Raw genomic sequence first — 17,861 nt, 5'->3', positions numbered from 1 at the left:
GACTTTTATATGTCTATTTATAAAAAGGTGTTGGGTGATGAATTTTATAAACTTGACCCAATGCTACAAAAAAGATACGAATTCGCTGGACAATCTACTTTCACTGGTACAGGAGTTATGAAATCAATCAATGGGGGCCCAAAGTTGTTATTTCCTCTGTTCTGGCTTGGAGTAAGATGGAAATTACTATTCCCTGAACATGGTAAAAATGTCCCGTTTGAGATTGTAAATACGCCTCGAACTGGTCAAAAAGGTGAAGAACAGATACATTGGAAACGGACATTCTTTTTTAATGGAAAGAAAAGATATTTTAATGCGCTAATGAGCTTTGATTCGACACGGATGATTATTATGGATTATTTAGGTGAGCCGCATTTGTTGTACTCTGATCTAGTATTGTCTGTGACAACTAGTGGAGGCTTGCAAATTGATTCGAAAGACCAACGACTGGTGATTGGCAAGCTCGAGATTCCTTTGCCACGCTTATTTCAGGGCCTGGCATCAGTTCACGAACAATATGTAGAAGAACGAAATATATTCGCCATTAATGTGGTGGTCAGTAATCCTATCATAGGAAATGTTTTTTCTTACAAAGGAGAGTTTTCCAGTAATGACTTTCTTTAAAATTGCTATTATAAATGTTTTGTTTTTCATCATGATTACCTTATTTAGCCCAAATCAATGGCATTTTTTAATCCTCACCGTGGCTCAACTTGTTTTTGTACCGATCGTCTTACATATTGTTACTGTGAATAATCGGAACTGGTTTACGAGGTTTGTTCCATATATCTTTATACCACCGTCACTCGGAATTGTATTTTTGCAGTTAATTCCTACAAACATGTTGTTGAATGGTGCATTTGCTGGACTTTATTTTGTTTTTACAATTATAGTCGCATACTACGGCTTTTTCAGGTTCATGAATAGAGGTTTTGTTAATCTGGAAGAATTTATGATTGATATGGGATTGATTTATTTGGCAATAGGTGGCGCTTGGTTTTTCGCAAGTGAAACTAATGTAAACACGGGTTTTTCACCCATTCTAACGTGGCTAACAAGCATACATTTTCATTACGCCTCATTTTTATTACCTGTCTTTGTAGGGTTTTTGGGCAGGTTATATAAATCTACACTGTACAAGTGGATTTGTACGCTTATTTTAATAGCTCCAATCATTGTTGCGGTAGGGATCACTTATTCAGTTGTACTGGAACTGATTTCTGTACTTATTTATATCGTTGCAATTTATGGTTTAATCATCTTGTCTTATAAGGCTAAGTTTAGCAATACAATCCAAAAGCGGATGGTCAGAATTTCTTTTGCAGCTTTAGGTTTAAGTATCCTATTTTCCTTAATGTATGCATTCGGTAATCTTACAGGTCTCTATAGTGTAACGATTACGTTCATGTTATATTTCCACGGAATTACTAACTGCTTATTGTTTGCTTTAGTTGGTGTAATCGGTTGGAATATTAAGCCACCATGTTCAAATGAAAGAGAAATGGATTTCCCGGTTAGTAAAATCAAGGGTAAAATGACTGTTGGAGAAGCTGTTTTGTCGGAAAAGTTGGATGATCCACAACGTAATGGTTTAGTAGATGATATGGAAATATATAAAACTAGCATTGATTCTGAAACGCATTCATCTAGTGTTGTTGATTTTTACGAAAATACCAGAAATTATCGTCTGTTTGCAGAGGTTAATTGGCATAATTGGTTTAAACCTTTTGCATACGTCTACAAGCTTTTGAGCAGGAATGTAAAACAAATCAATTTGCCTTTATCAAGCAAGAAGGTAGAAATGATTGGGGACATCTTATCCGTGAAGGAAGGCATCGATGGAAGAACCAGTCCAAGGGCGTGGGTCAGGAAAGCGAACGGTGAAACGGTTTTTATAGCTGTTTATTCTTATCATAAGACAGGGAACAGGACATACATGAACATTGCTTTACCATTGCCATGGTCAACAATGACAGGAATACTGGAATTGAACTGGAATGAGAGAAAACTAGAATTAACCAGTAAAAGGAAGCAACCAGGTGATTCGGATTCTGGAGTTTACTTTACACTTAAAAACTTTTTATTTAAACTGCCTATTGAAGAAAGATTTCGAGTGGGGGAAGACGTGGACGGAAATTTAGAGGCACAGCACGTCATGTGGATATTTTCAATTCCATTTCTAACAATCAATTATACCATTTGCCAAAAGAGTAGATGATAAGAAAGTAAAAGCCGCACCTTCAAAAGAAGATGCGGCTTAACTATTTATTCGTTTGACAAGTTAAATGTGTCCAGTAACTTTAAGAAGACACTCAAGATGATTGCGACTATTGTTGCTAAGCCCATTCCTGTTAGTGCCACATCGCCTAATTGTACGGTTGCACCACTAATTCCAATAACAAGAACGACCGTGGTAAGAATTAGATTCTGTGAACGGCTGTAGTCAACTTTTGCTTCAACTAACATCCGTATTCCACTTGCTGCAATAATTCCAAATAGAAGAATAGAAATACCGCCCATTACTGGTGTTGGAATGGAGGATATAAGTGCAGCCAGTTTTCCACAAAAAGATAGAATAATAGCTACTACTGCTGCCATTCCAATAATCCAGGTTGAATATACACGGGTAATCGCCAGAACTCCTATATTTTCTCCATACGTTGTATTTGGTGTGGCACCGAAGAAACTCGAAATGATGGTCGAAATACCATTTCCCATTAGTGAACGGTCAAGACCAGGATCTTTCGTTAAATCCTTTTTTACGATATTTCCCGTTACAAATAAATGCCCAATATGTTCTGGTATTAAAACAAGTGCAGCTGGCAGGATAACGAGTATAGCTGACCAGTTTATTTTCATTTGATAAAACTCTGGGATAGAGATCCAAGAAGCTTCTTGTACGTTTGTTAAATCAACAAGCCCAAAAGCATACGCTATAAAATATCCAGCTACAATACCGATTAGGATGGGAATTATTTTTAAGAATCCCCGTAAGGTTACCCAGCAAATAATGGTAATTGATAAGGTTAAGAAAGCTACTAATGCTACTTCTGGATCAACACTCCACGTTGGTGCTGCATCATCGGGGGCTATCCATCCAGCCATTTGAGCAGCTGTCGGGACAAGCTCAAGGCCAATTACTGCAACAATTGCTCCCATTGCTGCTGGTGGAAAAATAACATCAATCCATGCTGTGCCGGCAACCCGTACAAGCATTCCAACTAATGTTAAGACAATTCCAACCGCCAGAAATCCACCTAGAACATAGCTGTAGCCTGTCCCACCTGAATACTGGCCAAGCACAACTAGCACAGGTGACAAGAAAGCAAAACTTGACCCCAAGTAAGCAGGAATTTTCCCTTTTGTTATGAATAGATATAGGAGCGTACCTATCCCGTTCATTAATAGAATCGTTGCTGGATTAATTTGAAAGATAACAGGAACCAAAACGGTTGAACCAAACATTGCGAATAAATGCTGAATGCTAAGTGGTAAGCTTTGTAAAAATGGTAATCGTTCGTCAACTTGAATTTCACGTTGTGCCATGTCTCATACCCCCTAAAATTTGGTTCATCAGTTACGATTTAACAAACAAAAAACACCTTGCTGAAAATATCAGGCAAGGTGTTAGCACACAAATAATTCTCTCTAAAAACCATTAGTTTTCAGAGTTTTTATTTGAAAAACAGATCTTCATCTGTTTAACCTTGCCAGTCTCACAGGACTGAATTAAAGGTAACCGTATGAACTTATCTTAGCTATTATTACAATATCTGCAGGTTGTGTCAATGGTTTTTTTTTGGCTGTTTACTAAAAGATTGTTGTTTTTGACACAAAATGTATAGACTGCGACGTATGAGCTATTCTCGGATAACGGAAGATTCCCGGGCCCACGACGGACGATATTTTCGGATAACGGAAGATTCCCGGCCTGCGACGGGCGATATTCTCGGATAACGGAAGATTCCCGGGCCGCGACGGACGATATTCTCGGATAACGGAAGATTCCTGGGCTGCGACGGGCGATATTCTCGGATAACGGAAGATTCCTGGGCTGCGACGGGCGATATTCTCGGATAACGGAAGATTCCCGGCCTGCGACGGACGATACTGTAGCAGAAGTTATGTCGCAGTTTTCATCGACTGCGAAAATTAAAAAACAACAAAACTTACGAAAAGAGACTTTTTTTAAAATTAAAGCAATATGAAATATAACTGGTTTAGAGCATAGGTGGCTTCAATCCTTCATATTATGCAAGAGGAGGTGGGCTACTTTGGAAGGTAAACAAAATGGATCTAGCGATGATAGATTGACATATCCTGATGACATGCTTTGGACTATACGAAATGGCTTGTCAAAATCACCCGACCCAAAAAATATTACAATAATTGGTGCTGGTATGGCAGGATTAGTAGCGGCATCGTTGTTACTAGATGCAGGTCATAAGGTTACCATTATTGAAGGGAATAATCGAGTAGGTGGGAGGATTTATACAGTAAGAGAACCATTTACTCCAGGGAATTATTTAGATGTAGGCGCGATGCGATTTCCTGAAACACATTTACTACTTATGGAATATATCAAAAAATACAATTTACCCATTAATCAATTTTTAAACACGACAAAGAATGATGTTTTATTTGTAAATAACGTATATACCAGGCAATCCACCTATAATGAAAATCCTGATATACTACAATTCCCTCTCCCTCCAGAAGAACAAGGTAAAACAGCAAAAGAACTATTATTAACGGCCGTTCAACCTTTTTTAACCCTATATGAGAGCAGTACCTCAGCTGAGCAGGAAAAATTACGAATGAAGTTTGACCGGTATTCCTTTGACGATTTTTTACGAAATAATCCCTTTGGAAATAATCTATCTTCAGACGCAATTCGGATGATTAAAGTAATTCTTGGAGCAGAAGGATTTCCAGCGTACTCGTTTGTAGATATCGTACTGGACGTTATCGGAACAATTTTTAACGAGGATCTAATTTTTTATGAGATAACCGGTGGGAATGATAATCTGCCTAAAGTTCTATATCAAAAGCTGAAAAATAATGTTATCTTCAATCAAAAAGTTAATCAGATTTACCAATATAAAAATGGGGTTACAGTGACAGCTCGAGATTTGTGTACTGGACACGGGCATGCATTTGACAGTGACTTTACAATAGCAACGGTCCCATATTCTGTTTTTCAATTTATCGATGTCTATCCATACGAGTCTTTTTCATACAAAAAATGGAAGGTGATTCGAGAATTAAATTACGTATCCTCTGTAAAGATTGGTTTAGAATTCAGAACGAGGTTTTGGGAAACAGCAAGGATAGGTAATATTATTACAGATTATCCTTTACGTTTTGCTTACAACCCTAGTTTAACAGATATAGGGGGACCAGGTGTGATGCTTACGAGCTATAGCTGGGGAAATAATGCCATGCTTTGGAACAGTTTAGATGAAAGCGGTAGAATCCGAGAAGCGTTAAACGGGTTATACAAAATTTATGGCGAGCAAGTATATAAAGAGTATTTAAATGGTACTTCCTACAGTTGGAGTCAAAATCAATTTTCGGCGGGTTGTTTTACATTATTCTCACCAAATCAAGCCTCTGATTTTGGTGATGCTGTTTTTCTGCCGGAAGGAAGGGTTCACTTTGCAGGGGAACATACTTCACGCTTTCATGGTTGGGTTGAAGGTGCGATAGAATCCGGAATTAGGGCAGCATACGAGATACATAACCGAACACTGGTCTAATTTCTCATTTAGTTGATTAACTAGTCACTAACCCAAACTAATACAAATCTTGTACATAAAATATCCTAGGGAGGAGGGATATTCTTATGTCAGATATGTTTAAAAATGTAGAAAAGAAGACAGGTGTATCCATGGGTAGTATTAAAAAACTAGCTGATTCATTAAAGGGAAAAGATATTCATAATGAAAAAACAGCTAGGGACCTGGTAAGGCAAGTATCTAGATTGGCTGGTAAACCTGTTTCCAAAGAGACAGAAGATAAAATAGTTAAGATGCTTGTTAACAATAAAGGTATTGACGAGAAGTCAATCTCAAAAATGATGAAGAAATAGCTTTTCTTTTAGAGTGGTGTAGAATTTTCTACACTGCTCTTTTGATTTTGGTTTATCTTCTCCTAAACTCGACATGCAGGAGTGGCTTTCCTGATATTGCAGCAGATATGCTTCCGGTTTGGGATGAGAGGCACTTATCAGAAAAAGGAAACCAGCTTAGCCGCTAATTGAAAATTTTCCAGATTGGACTGGTCCCCCCTCGTATTTTGAAAACCGCATTCCGCAATGACTAAGATGGAACTTTGCAGTTCTGATACATTTGGTCATAAGGGAAAGTTGTTTGCTAGTATGTGGGGTATATATGCTAGAGCTTGCTGCTATTTCCATCTTGTACAAGGATAAAATCAAACTGGATAAGGAAAAGTTATTTGGCACGGTTATGCGAATAAAAAGACGTAATCATTTCATATAATAAAGGTGAATACTTTCATGTGGAGGTAGCTAGAATGGGATTATTTTTCAACTATATATGGGGGTCACTGACAGAATCTGTTAAGGTATTACAACAATCAGCTCTTGATAAGAACCAGAAGACCAGGTCACTATTGATAGCTTCATTATTAAGTGCTTTTGCTGCACTTTTACAATCTGCAGGTGCATATTTACCGATTGTAGGATATTTTATAAGTCCTTTCTCCACATTGCCTATAATTCTATGCGCAGTAATCTCATTGCAAACAGGGATGATCTCCTACTTTTTAACAATTTTATTATTATTTATCCTGCAGCCAACTGAACTAGTGATTTTCCCTTTTACAACTGGTTTATTGGGACTGGCGATAGGGTTTTCAATTGCATATTTAAAGAAAAGAATACTAGTTGTATGTAGTTCATCAGTTATACTACTGCTAGGTATTTCTGTCATTCTTTACGGTCTGCAGTTTCCACTGCTTGGCCCGGATATTAGCTCAGAATTTTCCATAAGAACACTGGGATGGGTCTATGTATTAAGTCTTTTCTACAGTTGGGTATGGGTTGATGGGGGAGCAATATTGCTAAAAAAGCTTGGCAGGATATTTCCAAGGGTGAATATAGAAAAGAAAGCAGCATTAAAAAAGGGATAAAAGAAAACGGTAAAGCCATAAGGCATTACCGTTTAGGAAGTTCTGTCCGTACATTTTATAGGAGGAAAACAGAAGCATGTTTATTGAATTTTGACTAATTATCCAGTTTAACTGCGTTTATTTCAGCAACTTAACGTTCACTTTTTCATTTAATTTTCCCGGTACTTTTAGTATGCTCCTCCACTAGTTGGATAGTTATTACCAATGATTACCAATAATACGAATAGAACTACCAATAGAATAAAACCGTTGTTGTCACCAAAACCTCCTGCGTATCCCATGAAATCACCTCCTTGTAATAAACGTTCTTAGATTAATAACCACCAATACCTTGTTGACCTGTTGGATAGTTATTGCCGACAACTACTAACAGTACGAAAAGAACTACTAATAGGATAAAACCATTATCACCAGCGCCTCCAGCAAAACCCACGAAATCACCTCCTTCAAAAAATCTCTTTATACTAAATTGGTTTATTAATAACCAATACCTGCTTCACCAGTTTGATAATTGTTACCTACAATTACCAGTAGTACGAATATAACAACTAACAAAATGAAACCGTTATTACCATCACCTCCGATAAGACTCACAAAATCACCTCCTGATTTCGGTATTTTTATATTTATATTAATTTAATATTTTAATAACCAATACCAGCGTTACCAGTTGGATAATTATTACCAACGATGACCAATAGTACAAAAATTACCACTAGGAGGATAAAACCATCATTACCAAAACCTCCAGCGAAACCCATGAAATCACCTCCTTTAATGCATACTATGAAAGAAAATAACAACAGACAAGGCGGATGTTAGGGTTTTCTTAGCGGGTAAGAAAGTATAAATCCTTTCTTACTGCATAAGTGCAACTTAGGCTTTCGCCATTAAATCTTGGCGATAAGCCAAGTTTTCTAAAAAAAAATAATTGAAATTCTAAGCCACCATCAAAGCGTAATTTTTTTCCGTAACTGCTTTTTACTTCGGTTTGATTCAATTTTTTATGCCTTTTGTTATAACCTATGATGCAGCTCCCCATCCGGACAAGGCGAATGAACCATATTATATAAAATAAGGTTTTAATTAGTTTGAATGTCTATAATCCAAAGATGATTCCTACAATAATCAATAATATATACAGTACTAGGATTAAAATTAGATCCATGTTTTTGGAACTTGGTATATAATAGTTGCCTGGACCGTTCAGATAGGATCTTGGCGGTGGCAAATTGTTATAACCTTTTCTATTTCTTTCCCAGTACATCTGAGAAATGACAACACCAACAATCACAAGTAAGACAAACAGGACTGCGATTAAAATAAGATCGTTATTCCTTGATTGCATTGAATAATAATTTCGATTAATTTCATTACGATAATTTATTATTAATCACCTCCTTAACAGGGCGAAAATAAGGAAGCCCTATGAAGGCTTCCGTTCCCGTGAAGGAAGCATTAAATGAGTGTAGATTGATTATTGGCGGGCATATTACACTATATGATTTGGATAATTGTTTGATAGGGCTAGTTCACTAGTATGTAAAAAAATAACTAAATAAAAGAAATAATGTAAAGATATTACAGACAATCATTGATGAACCTTTTTGTATTGAATGAAAAAGGTTATACTGGTTAAAAGGAATATGATTTAGAGAGGAAATTTATTGATGGCTACTAACATAGAAGAATTAATGGGAAAAACATTTTTACAGGAGGCTTGGAATGCTTCTGAATTTAAGGAGCTCACTGTAATTCAAGGCAAAACGTTCGACCTTATTGATAAAGGTCAAGACATTATAGCTGAAGCACCAACGGGCAGTGGAAAGACACTCGCATATCTTTTACCCCTTTTACAAAAAATTGACAGTACAAAAAAACATATCCAAGTAGTAATCCTGGCATCAAGCCATGAACTAGTCATGCAAATACATCAGCAAATTCAAATTTGGACCAAAGGCAGTGGGATTTCAAGCGCATCCTTGATTGGCGGTGCGAACATTACACGTCAAATCGACAAGTTGAAAAAGAAACCACAAATTGTAGCTGGAACACCTGGGAGAGTGCTTGAACTAATTAACAAGAAAAAAATCAAAATGCATGAAGTTCAAACTCTTGTACTTGATGAAGCGGATCAGCTTTTTGTACCAGAACATTTAAAAACTGTTGAAAGTATTATAAAAACGACCCAAAAGGAACGACAGCTACTCTTATTTTCAGCAACAATTCCGACAGCATTGGAAAATACCGCCATTCCTTACATGGACAACCCTAGAATAATTCGGGTTCAGGAGTCAGAAACGAATAAACCAGTTGTTGAGCACGCTTATCTTGTCTGCGAGTCCAGAGAAAAAATTGACATGCTTATGAAATTAACAAATATGGCTGATTCAAAGGTGCTTTCCTTTATGCGTGATATTGGGAATCTATCAGTAGTTGCAGAAAAACTGGCTTATAAGGGTTTAACAGTCGGTGTCTTACATAGTGACACTACAAAGGAAAAGCGTGAAAAGGCATTAAAATCGTTCCGACAAACTGAAAATGCTTTGTTACTTGCAACAGATATAGCTGCTAGAGGACTAGATATTGCTGATCTAACTCATGTTGTAAATGTTGATCTACCAAGAAATGTTACCCAATATACACATCGTGCTGGTAGAACTGGAAGACTCGGATCAACTGGTGGTACCGTTTTATCATTGATTGAGAGTCACGAATTAAAACAACTGGAAAAGTTCGCTAAAGAATTTCAGGTTGAATTACAGGAAAAAAAGTTTTATAAAGGGAGTCTTACAAATAAAAGACAGTAAAAAACATATCTTGATGCAAGTGAGTGTGGAGATTTTTCTCTGCATTCGCTTTTTTTTGTAGTAATTAAATTGTTTTATAAAAATCAAAGTAACTGTTGACACGTTCTTTATTAAGAATTATAATGAGGGAGAATTAAAGAATTGGTTAGTAGTAGAGAGCATTATTAAACAATTTGAATAACTGAAATAGTTGTGCACATATTTTTTTTGAGTACGTCGTTCGTTATATAGAATACCCTGCAGGAGGAACTACCTAAATACGTAAAGGAAAAAGGTGGAGTTAATGAGTAAGGTAGTAAAAAGGGATTATGAATTAAGAGGAAAAGAAATCAATTTAAAGGAATACTACTTGACTATAAAAAAGCGTTTTTGGTTAATTCTAATTGTTACAGTGATTTTTACATTGGCAGGCTACTTCTACAGTAGCCAGAACAAAGTTGTTCTTTTGTACGAAAATCATAGAGATATTATTATCGGGTCAGAAAGTCCGGATATGAACACGCTAATGGTAATGATTAAAGATCCAATAATAATGAACAAAGTAAAGGAAGATTTAAACTTAAGCAAACAATTATCGGAAATTGCAAGTCAAATAGAAGTAGAACAAGTAAATGAGTCCAGGGTTGTAAGGATTACTGTAATAGACCAAGAGCCTAAGATGGCTGCAGCTATCGCTAATGCAACGGCAAATGCTTATGAGAGTGAAATAGTTAACATTACGGGTTTTAAGGATGTTCAGCTGTTATCTGAGGCAAAAGTAAATCCCATACCGATTAATGGGTCTAAAGATAGAACGGTTATTATAGCAATTGTTTTCGGACTAATCGTAAGTATTGGCTTGGCATTTTTGTTGGATTCCTTAGATGGAAGCATTGAAGACGACCGGGATGTGGAAGAAATTCTAGGAGTACCCATACTAGGTGTTATCTCTGACATGAATCGTAAGAAAGTAACTACAAAGAATTCGAATGTTCTAGTATTAGAATCGAGGGGGAAATCAGTTGAAGCTGACAAGAGGAAGGCAGAAGGCAATCAATAAAAAGCATCTAATTACATATTCTCATCCCGATTCCAAGGTTTCTGATCAATTTCGAGCTATTCGTACAAATATTAGTTTTTTAACAGAAGAAAAAAGAAATCGATTATTTATTATTACTTCTCCAGGCGATGGAGAGGGCAAGTCTACCATAACAGCTAATTTGGCAGTTTCAATGGCTCAACAAAAAGAAAGGATTCTTTTGATCGATGCTAGTTTGAGGGATCCAATTATCCATGACATATTTAAAATACCGAATGATATTGGTTTAACGAGCATCCTTTCTGGTAAAGCAAATTTAGAAGGAGCAGTTCAAGAACTTGGAATTGGCAGACTCGAAATATTGACAAGTGGTTCAACTACCTTTAATCCATCAGAATTGTTAGGGAATACCAGAATGACAGAGTTGCTTCGTACAGTAGCGGATACGTATGATATTGTATTGATTGACTCTTCTCCATTATTGACATCAACTGAAACTAGAGTACTTGCCAATCAATGTGATGGTGTTGTTTTAGTGCTGAACCGTGGGAAAACAGAGGTAGAAAAGACGATTGAATCAAGGCGAGTTCTTGATCTTGCACATGCAAACCTGGTGGGTGCAATTATTAATGAGAAGTAAACAAATTTTTTTAAGGTTTTTGTTCTTTATTAAGAATTAATTTGTGTTTATTAATAAATAAGTGTTGGTGAAGCCTACTTACCATTATCAATGAAGGCACTCGGTCATGCTGTGGGTTTCAAAATGAAGAAACCTTAGACGCATTTGTTGTCGGTAGTGTGGCGTGAGGTTGGGTTAGATGCCCATAGCTTATACATAAAAATTATCAGGCTGCAGTGTTTACCAAGGCGCTGTAGTTTTGATATGTAAATACATGTTTAAAAATTTTTACGTATGAGGTTTTTAATAAAGACTTTATACATAAGCGTTTTTCAACTAATGAGGGAGGGATCATTTTCGTGACGTACCGACAGAGGTTGTCCTTATTTATCATACTTGATTCGGTAATCGTATTAACAGCTATTTTTATAAGTGGCTTTCTGGTTAACGCGAGTATTCAGGTAATAACTTATCCAATCCTTATTAGCTCACTTACCATTTTACTAAGCCATCATCTATTTTCTATTAAGTTAAAGCTTTATAAGAAGGCATGGGAATATGCAAGCATTGGAGAATTATTAGTTATCTTTAAGGTGGTATCGTACTCTATCCTTTTGGCAGTATTCGTACAACAGTTATTAATACAGGAAACGTATTTCAGGATGCTTGCCGTTACATGGACGCTGCATCTGTTGTTAATTGGTGGCTCTCGCTTTGTCTGGAGAATGTATCGTGACACATTTATTGCTAAGTCGGAAAACAAGATCAGGACACTGATCGTTGGTGCAGGTTCAGCAGGGACGATGGTAGCAAGGCAGCTTTTAAAAGATAATGACAGTCATTTAGTACCTGTAGCATTTATTGATGACAACCGAAACAAACACCAGTTGGATATATTAGGTATTCCAGTTATTGGTGGAGTTAACAAAATAGAAGAATTAGCAAAAGCTTACGAAATTGAAAGCATCATCATTTCCATCCCTTCATTAAGTAAAAAGGAATTAAACGTCATTTTTCAGGAATGTGCAAAAACCAATATTAAAACTAAAATTTTACCACTGTTAGAGGATTTAGTTACCGGAAAAGTTTCAATCAGTCAATTTAGAGATGTTCAGGTTGCAGATTTATTAGGCAGGGATCCTATTGATATAGATATACAAAGCATATCTGGAGATATCACGAATAACATTGTATTAGTTACTGGGGCAGGTGGATCGATTGGATCTGAAGTATCTCGCCAGATTTCACGGTTTCATCCAAAGCAATTAATACTACTGGGGCATGGTGAAAACAGTATTTATTCCATTGAAATGGAGTTAAAGGAAATGTTTGCACAAAGTCAGATCCAGTTTATTACTGAAATTGCAGATATCCAGGATGGGGAAAAAATGAAGGCAATTATGAGGGAACACAATCCGGATGTCGTTTACCATGCAGCGGCACATAAGCATGTTCCATTAATGGAGAGAAACCCGGAAGCAGCAGTAAAAAATAATATTATTGGGACGATGAATGTTGCTAAAGCTGCTAATCAGAGTGATGTCAAAACGTTTGTAATGGTCTCAACTGACAAAGCTGTTAATCCTACTAGTGTAATGGGGGCATCTAAAAGGCTAGCCGAAATGATTGTTCAGGGAATGAACGAGAAGAATCACACAAAGTTCGTTGCAGTCCGATTTGGCAATGTGCTTGGCAGTCGAGGAAGTGTTATTCCGCTATTTACCAAACAGATTGAAAAAGGAGGGCCAGTGACCATCACTCATCCTGACATGGTTCGCTTTTTCATGACGATTCCAGAGGCATCCCGATTAGTCATTCAAGCTGGTGCATTAGCTAAGGGTGGAGAGGTATTTGTCTTGGATATGGGGGAACAAGTTAAAATTGTCGATCTTGCAAAAAACCTAATCAAATTGTCAGGGAACACGGTGGAGGAGATTGGTTTAGAATATACCGGAATCCGACCTGGAGAAAAGCTCTACGAGGAATTACTCAAACAGGAAGAAATACAAAATAACCAAGTATATCCGAAAATTTACGTTGGTAAAACCACTGGACTACTTTTAACTGAAATTGAAGAAATTATAGCTGACTATGAAAGGTATGACAAAGAAACCTTACGAAGAAAACTTGTTGGGTTAGCTAACCAACCTGTAGGCATTAAAGACGAATCCATTATGTCAGTATCCATTTAGAAGGAGTGTGCGTTAAATGAAAGTAAAAAAAGCTATAATTCCAGCTGCTGGATTAGGTACCAGGTTTCTTCCAGCAACGAAAGCAATGCCGAAAGAAATGCTTCCAATTGTTGATAAACCAACTATTCAATACATAGTGGAAGAGGCAATCGAATCGGGAATAGAAGATATTATAATTGTTACAGGAAAAGGCAAGAGAGCAATAGAAGACCACTTTGATCATTCATTTGAGTTAGAACAAAACCTGTTTGAAAAAGGTAAATTTGATCTGCTCAGGGAAGTTCAAAAGTCATCTAAACTTGTGGATATTCACTATATCCGCCAAAAGGAACCGATGGGCCTTGGTCATGCAATCTGGTGCGCACGGAAATTTATTGGAGATGAACCATTTGCGGTTTTGCTAGGGGATGACATCGTACAATCAGAAACACCATGTCTAAAGCAAATGATCAATCAATATGACCGGTATCAATCTTCTATAATAGGTGTGCAAAAAGTGAAAGAAAAAGAGGTATCCAGATACGGAATCGTTGATGGAAGTATGATAGACAATCGTTTATATAATGTTAGTAATCTCGTAGAAAAGCCAAGGCAGGAGGATGCTCCCTCTAATTTGGCCATCTTAGGTCGCTATATTTTAAGCCCAAGCATCTTTAACATTTTGCAAAACCAAAAACCTGGTGCTGGTGATGAGATTCAACTGACAGATGCTATTGCAGAACTAAATAAACATGAAGCGGTTTACGCCTATGACTTTGAAGGAACGCGTTTTGATGTCGGAGATAAGCTCGGATATATTCAAACCACAATTGAATTTGCTTTGCAAAGAGGTAACTTGAAAAAAGAGCTTTTGGACTATCTGTCTTCTGTAGTAGAAAGAGAATCAGCAAGTCAGACAGGTGAACTGAATGGCTAACAAGGTCCTGTTTTGTGCAACGGTTGATTACCATTTTAAGGCTTTCCATTTACCATATATGAAGTGGTTTAAGGAGCAGGGATGGGAAGTTCATGTTGCTGCAGCAGGAGAGATTGAATTACCTTACACAGACCAAAAATACACCATTCCGTTTCAACGATCGCCATACAGCAGTTCAAACGCAGCGGCGTATAAACAAGTAAAAGCACTCATTGAAGATAATAATTACGGAATCATCCATTGTCATACACCAATAGGAGGTTTAATTGCCCGTTTAGCTGCACGAAAGAACAGAAAGCTTGGTACAAAAATTATTTATACGGCACATGGCTTTCACTTTTGCAAGGGTGCACCACTATTGAATTGGCTGTTATACTATCCAATCGAAAAATATTTATCCCGTCATACCGATTGTTTAATAACGATCAATGTAGAAGATTATAATTTAGCGTTAAAACATAATTTCAAGGCAGGAATTATAAAACAGGTACATGGCGTAGGAGTGGATACGGACCTGTTTAAACCAGTAACTGAAAATAAAAAGTTAGAAATAAGAAAGTCATTTGGCTATCAGGCTGATGACTTTTTATTATTTTATACAGCAGAATTTAACAGGAATAAAAACCAGCAATTTCTGCTTCAGGTGCTGGCATTGCTTGAGGATGAACTACCGACAGCCAAGCTGATTTTTGCTGGTGAGGGTCCATTACTTGAAAAGAGCAGAGAACTTGCAGAAGAGCTTGGGATCAGTGAAAAGGTGAATTTCCTGGGCTTCAGAAAGGATATCAATCAAATTGCGCCGATGTGTGATATCGCAGTTGCATCAAGCTTTAGAGAAGGGTTGCCAGTAAATGTTCTAGAAGCCATGGCTTGTGGGTTGCCAGTAGTTGCAACAGATAATCGAGGGCATAGGGAACTTGTTCTTAATGACCACAACGGCTGGTTGATCACAGATAATAATGTCGCAACTTTCACAGAAAAGGTTATTGAACTAGCTGCTAATAAAGAAATGATAGATATCTTTGGTCGAAACGGGAGAAATTTAGTATTAACGACATACAGCACAACAAAAGTATTGGCTAAAAAAAGCTTAATTTATACAACCTACATGAAGGAAAGGAATGAACTGGAATGGGCGATCCATTAAAGATTTTACATGTCGTTGTCAACATGAATCGTGGTGGGGCAGAAACACTAATTATGAATCTTTATCGAAATATGGATCGCAAAAAGGTCCAATTTGACTTTTTAACTTGCAAAGAAGGTGTCTTTGATACCGAAATTAGGGAGATGGGAGGAATAGTTCACCGGATTCCATATCTCACCGAGGTAGGTCATTTCGGTTATCTGCGAGAACTGGATAGATTTTTAGAGGCAAACAGTGGATACAAAATTATCCATTCCCATATGGATAAGATGAGTGGCCTCGTACTAAGAGCGGCTAAAAAAGCAAATGTTCCGATACGTATAGCACATAGTCATAATACGAGTAGTGAAGGCACAAGGATATCAAAAATCTATAAATGGTATGCAGGAAGACATATTCTTCCAAATGCAACACAGCTATATGCTTGTTCACGTTCAGCCGCAGAATGGTTATATGGAAACAAGTCAAAGAATACAGTGGTTCTTAAAAATGGGATTGAACCAGATGGTTTTCAGTATAAGCAATCTGTACGAGAATCGATTAGGAAAGAATTAAAATTAGATCCTGAATCGTTTGTTATTGGGCATGTCGGGAGGTTTGCTACTCAAAAAAACCATCAATTTTTGTTGGATGTTTTTGCTGAAGTAAGAAAAAATTTACCAAATGCTGTATTAATACTAGCTGGTGATGGTCCATTAAAAGCCGAAATCAGTGAAAAAGCAAAGAAATTGAAGATTGATTCCGATGTGAAAATTCTTGGTATAAGAGAAGATATAAACATACTACTACAGGCCTTTGACATTGTCGTCTTTCCATCTTTGCATGAAGGGCTACCAGTAACGCTAATTGAAGCTCAAGGGGCAGGGTTACCGTGTATGATTTCTGACAAGGTAACAAGAGAAGTCGATATGGAAATTGGTTTAGTTCAATCTCTTCCATTAACTAATCTATCCACTTGGGTTAATGCAATTGTAGAGCGGGCACAAAACTTAAAATCCAGAAAAATTACAAGAAATGCCCTGTCGCAAAAAGGATATGATATAAGAAAAACAGCAGCCTTAACGGAAACTTCTTATTTAGCATTAGGGAGCGAAGTAATATGAAACAGCTGACAATATTCACACCTACATTTAATCGCGCTTATTGTCTGCCTAATCTTTATGAAAGTCTTAAACGGCAAACAAGCCAGGACTTTATCTGGTTGATCATTGATGACGGTTCTACAGATGATACGAAAGAGCTGGTTGATAGTTGGAAGGAAGAAGGAATTGTTGAAGTAGTTTATAGATGGCAAGAAAATCAGGGAATGCATGGTGCGCATAATACGGCTTATAATTTAATTGAAACAGAGCTTAATATGTGTATTGATTCTGATGACTATGTTACGGATGATGCTGTTGAGAAAATCACAGCATTCTGGACAGAAAACGGAAACGAAAACGAAAACGAAAACGTGAGCGGGATACTTGGACTTGATGCATTCACCGACAACGAAATAATTGGAACACAATTGCCTGACCTGAAATCTTCCACGCTGTTCAATCTTTATAATAAGCATGGTGTAACTGGGGACAAAAAGCTTGTTTACCGTACAGAGTTAACAAAAAAATATCCCTACCCTATCTTCACAGATGAAAAATATGTAGGGCTTGCATATAAGTATTACATGCTTGATAGGGACTATGAATTGTTGCTGATGAATGAGGTTTTGTGCTGTGTTGATTATTTACCTGATGGTTCTACTAATAACATGTTGAGACAATACCGAAAAAATCCTAGGGGGTTTGCTTTTTACCGGAAAGAACTGATGAAATTACCTTTTGTGAGCAATTCGTTTAAGTTCAGGCAAGCAATTCATTATGTCTCCAGTAGTTTCATGAGCAATAATTGGTCATTTATAAAAGAAACACCCAGTAAAGCATACACCATACTAGCTCTTCCGTTAGGCGCAGCATTATTTATATATGTTAAAACAAAAACAAAGATTGCTTGATAGATAGTCTT

At 37.0% G+C, this 17,861-nt stretch carries 19 protein-coding genes; 13 read left to right on the top strand and 6 right to left on the bottom strand.

Features of this window, described 5'->3' with window-relative positions:
- Nucleotides 1–9 precede the first annotated feature (9 nt).
- Together ACOI1D_RS04845 and ACOI1D_RS04840 are read left to right on the top strand one after the other, a co-directional pair.
- Entirely contained in the window at nucleotides 10–624 is a 615-nt protein-coding gene (locus ACOI1D_RS04845) for a DUF4166 domain-containing protein (protein ID WP_422499670.1), read from the top strand.
- On the top strand, nucleotides 611–2,218 hold the full coding sequence (locus tag ACOI1D_RS04840) for a YndJ family protein (protein ID WP_422499669.1): 1,608 nt from the start codon (nucleotides 611–613) through the stop codon (nucleotides 2,216–2,218). Before ACOI1D_RS04845 ends, ACOI1D_RS04840 begins: the two co-directional genes overlap by 14 nt.
- 47 nt (nucleotides 2,219–2,265) lie before the next feature.
- Here ACOI1D_RS04840 and uraA read toward each other — a convergent pair whose 3' ends face one another.
- A complete protein-coding gene (gene uraA, locus ACOI1D_RS04835) occupies nucleotides 2,266–3,546 on the bottom strand; it encodes a uracil permease (RefSeq protein WP_422499667.1) in 1,281 nt (426 codons plus the stop codon).
- 728 nt (nucleotides 3,547–4,274) lie between these two features.
- Between uraA and ACOI1D_RS04830 the strand changes: the two genes are divergently transcribed.
- The 3 genes from ACOI1D_RS04830 to ACOI1D_RS04820 all read left to right on the top strand — a co-directional run bounded on the left by ACOI1D_RS04830 (nucleotide 4,275) and on the right by ACOI1D_RS04820 (nucleotide 7,155).
- On the top strand, nucleotides 4,275–5,759 hold the full coding sequence (locus ACOI1D_RS04830; protein WP_422499665.1) for a flavin monoamine oxidase family protein: 1,485 nt from the start codon (nucleotides 4,275–4,277) through the stop codon (nucleotides 5,757–5,759).
- 86 nt (nucleotides 5,760–5,845) lie between these two features.
- Entirely contained in the window at nucleotides 5,846–6,091 is a 246-nt protein-coding gene (locus ACOI1D_RS04825; protein ID WP_422499664.1) for a stage VI sporulation protein F, read from the top strand.
- Between the two features lie 446 nt (nucleotides 6,092–6,537).
- Nucleotides 6,538–7,155 (top strand): hypothetical protein, encoded by a 618-nt coding sequence (locus ACOI1D_RS04820; protein ID WP_422499662.1) that lies wholly within the window; start codon nucleotides 6,538–6,540, stop codon nucleotides 7,153–7,155.
- 167 nt (nucleotides 7,156–7,322) lie between these two features.
- Here the strand turns inward: ACOI1D_RS04820 and ACOI1D_RS04815 are convergent, their stop codons facing one another.
- The 5 genes from ACOI1D_RS04815 to ACOI1D_RS04795 all read right to left on the bottom strand — a co-directional run bounded on the left by ACOI1D_RS04815 (nucleotide 7,323) and on the right by ACOI1D_RS04795 (nucleotide 8,503).
- Nucleotides 7,323–7,436, bottom strand: a complete 114-nt coding sequence (locus ACOI1D_RS04815; protein ID WP_422499661.1) for a YjcZ family sporulation protein — start codon at nucleotides 7,434–7,436, stop codon at nucleotides 7,323–7,325.
- 32 nt (nucleotides 7,437–7,468) lie between these two features.
- Nucleotides 7,469–7,588, bottom strand: coding sequence for a YjcZ family sporulation protein (locus ACOI1D_RS04810; RefSeq protein WP_422499659.1), 120 nt, complete (start codon nucleotides 7,586–7,588; stop codon nucleotides 7,469–7,471).
- 44 nt (nucleotides 7,589–7,632) lie between these two features.
- Nucleotides 7,633–7,749, bottom strand: a complete 117-nt coding sequence (locus tag ACOI1D_RS04805; RefSeq protein ID WP_422499657.1) for a YjcZ family sporulation protein — start codon at nucleotides 7,747–7,749, stop codon at nucleotides 7,633–7,635.
- Nucleotides 7,750–7,799: 50 nt separating this feature from the next.
- A complete protein-coding gene (locus ACOI1D_RS04800; RefSeq protein WP_422499656.1) occupies nucleotides 7,800–7,916 on the bottom strand; it encodes a YjcZ family sporulation protein in 117 nt (38 codons plus the stop codon).
- A gap of 338 nt (nucleotides 7,917–8,254) precedes the next feature.
- A complete protein-coding gene (locus ACOI1D_RS04795) occupies nucleotides 8,255–8,503 on the bottom strand; it encodes a hypothetical protein (protein WP_422499653.1) in 249 nt (82 codons plus the stop codon).
- Nucleotides 8,504–8,825: 322 nt separating this feature from the next.
- On the opposite strand from ACOI1D_RS04795, the gene ACOI1D_RS04790 reads away from it, so the two are divergent.
- The 8 genes from ACOI1D_RS04790 to ACOI1D_RS04755 all read left to right on the top strand — a co-directional run bounded on the left by ACOI1D_RS04790 (nucleotide 8,826) and on the right by ACOI1D_RS04755 (nucleotide 17,850).
- Nucleotides 8,826–9,965, top strand: a complete 1,140-nt coding sequence (locus ACOI1D_RS04790; RefSeq protein ID WP_422499651.1) for a DEAD/DEAH box helicase — start codon at nucleotides 8,826–8,828, stop codon at nucleotides 9,963–9,965.
- 283 nt (nucleotides 9,966–10,248) lie between these two features.
- A complete protein-coding gene (locus tag ACOI1D_RS04785) occupies nucleotides 10,249–11,004 on the top strand; it encodes a YveK family protein (RefSeq protein ID WP_422499649.1) in 756 nt (251 codons plus the stop codon).
- Nucleotides 10,967–11,623: a CpsD/CapB family tyrosine-protein kinase gene (locus ACOI1D_RS04780; RefSeq protein WP_422499648.1), complete on the top strand. Its 657-nt coding sequence runs from the start codon at nucleotides 10,967–10,969 to the stop codon at nucleotides 11,621–11,623. The genes ACOI1D_RS04785 and ACOI1D_RS04780 overlap by 38 nt, the downstream gene beginning before the upstream one ends.
- Before the next feature lie 338 nt (nucleotides 11,624–11,961).
- Nucleotides 11,962–13,794, top strand: a complete 1,833-nt coding sequence (locus tag ACOI1D_RS04775) for a polysaccharide biosynthesis protein (RefSeq protein ID WP_422499647.1) — start codon at nucleotides 11,962–11,964, stop codon at nucleotides 13,792–13,794.
- Between the two features lie 16 nt (nucleotides 13,795–13,810).
- A complete protein-coding gene (gene galU, locus ACOI1D_RS04770) occupies nucleotides 13,811–14,710 on the top strand; it encodes a UTP--glucose-1-phosphate uridylyltransferase GalU (RefSeq protein WP_422499646.1) in 900 nt (299 codons plus the stop codon).
- On the top strand, nucleotides 14,703–15,857 hold the full coding sequence (locus ACOI1D_RS04765; protein ID WP_422499645.1) for a glycosyltransferase family 4 protein: 1,155 nt from the start codon (nucleotides 14,703–14,705) through the stop codon (nucleotides 15,855–15,857). The genes galU and ACOI1D_RS04765 overlap by 8 nt, the downstream gene beginning before the upstream one ends.
- Nucleotides 15,842–16,960, top strand: coding sequence for a glycosyltransferase family 1 protein (locus ACOI1D_RS04760; protein WP_422499643.1), 1,119 nt, complete (start codon nucleotides 15,842–15,844; stop codon nucleotides 16,958–16,960). Before ACOI1D_RS04765 ends, ACOI1D_RS04760 begins: the two co-directional genes overlap by 16 nt.
- Nucleotides 16,957–17,850, top strand: coding sequence for a glycosyltransferase family 2 protein (locus ACOI1D_RS04755; protein WP_422499642.1), 894 nt, complete (start codon nucleotides 16,957–16,959; stop codon nucleotides 17,848–17,850). The genes ACOI1D_RS04760 and ACOI1D_RS04755 overlap by 4 nt, the downstream gene beginning before the upstream one ends.
- Nucleotides 17,851–17,861: the final 11 nt, after the last annotated feature.

The organism is Virgibacillus sp. DJP39, from assembly GCF_049310925.1.
Taxonomy (GTDB): Bacteria; Bacillota; Bacilli; order Bacillales; family Amphibacillaceae; genus Virgibacillus_F.
The sequence above is the reverse complement of the archived record's forward strand: the minus strand, read 5'-3'. Positions and strand labels throughout refer to the sequence as shown.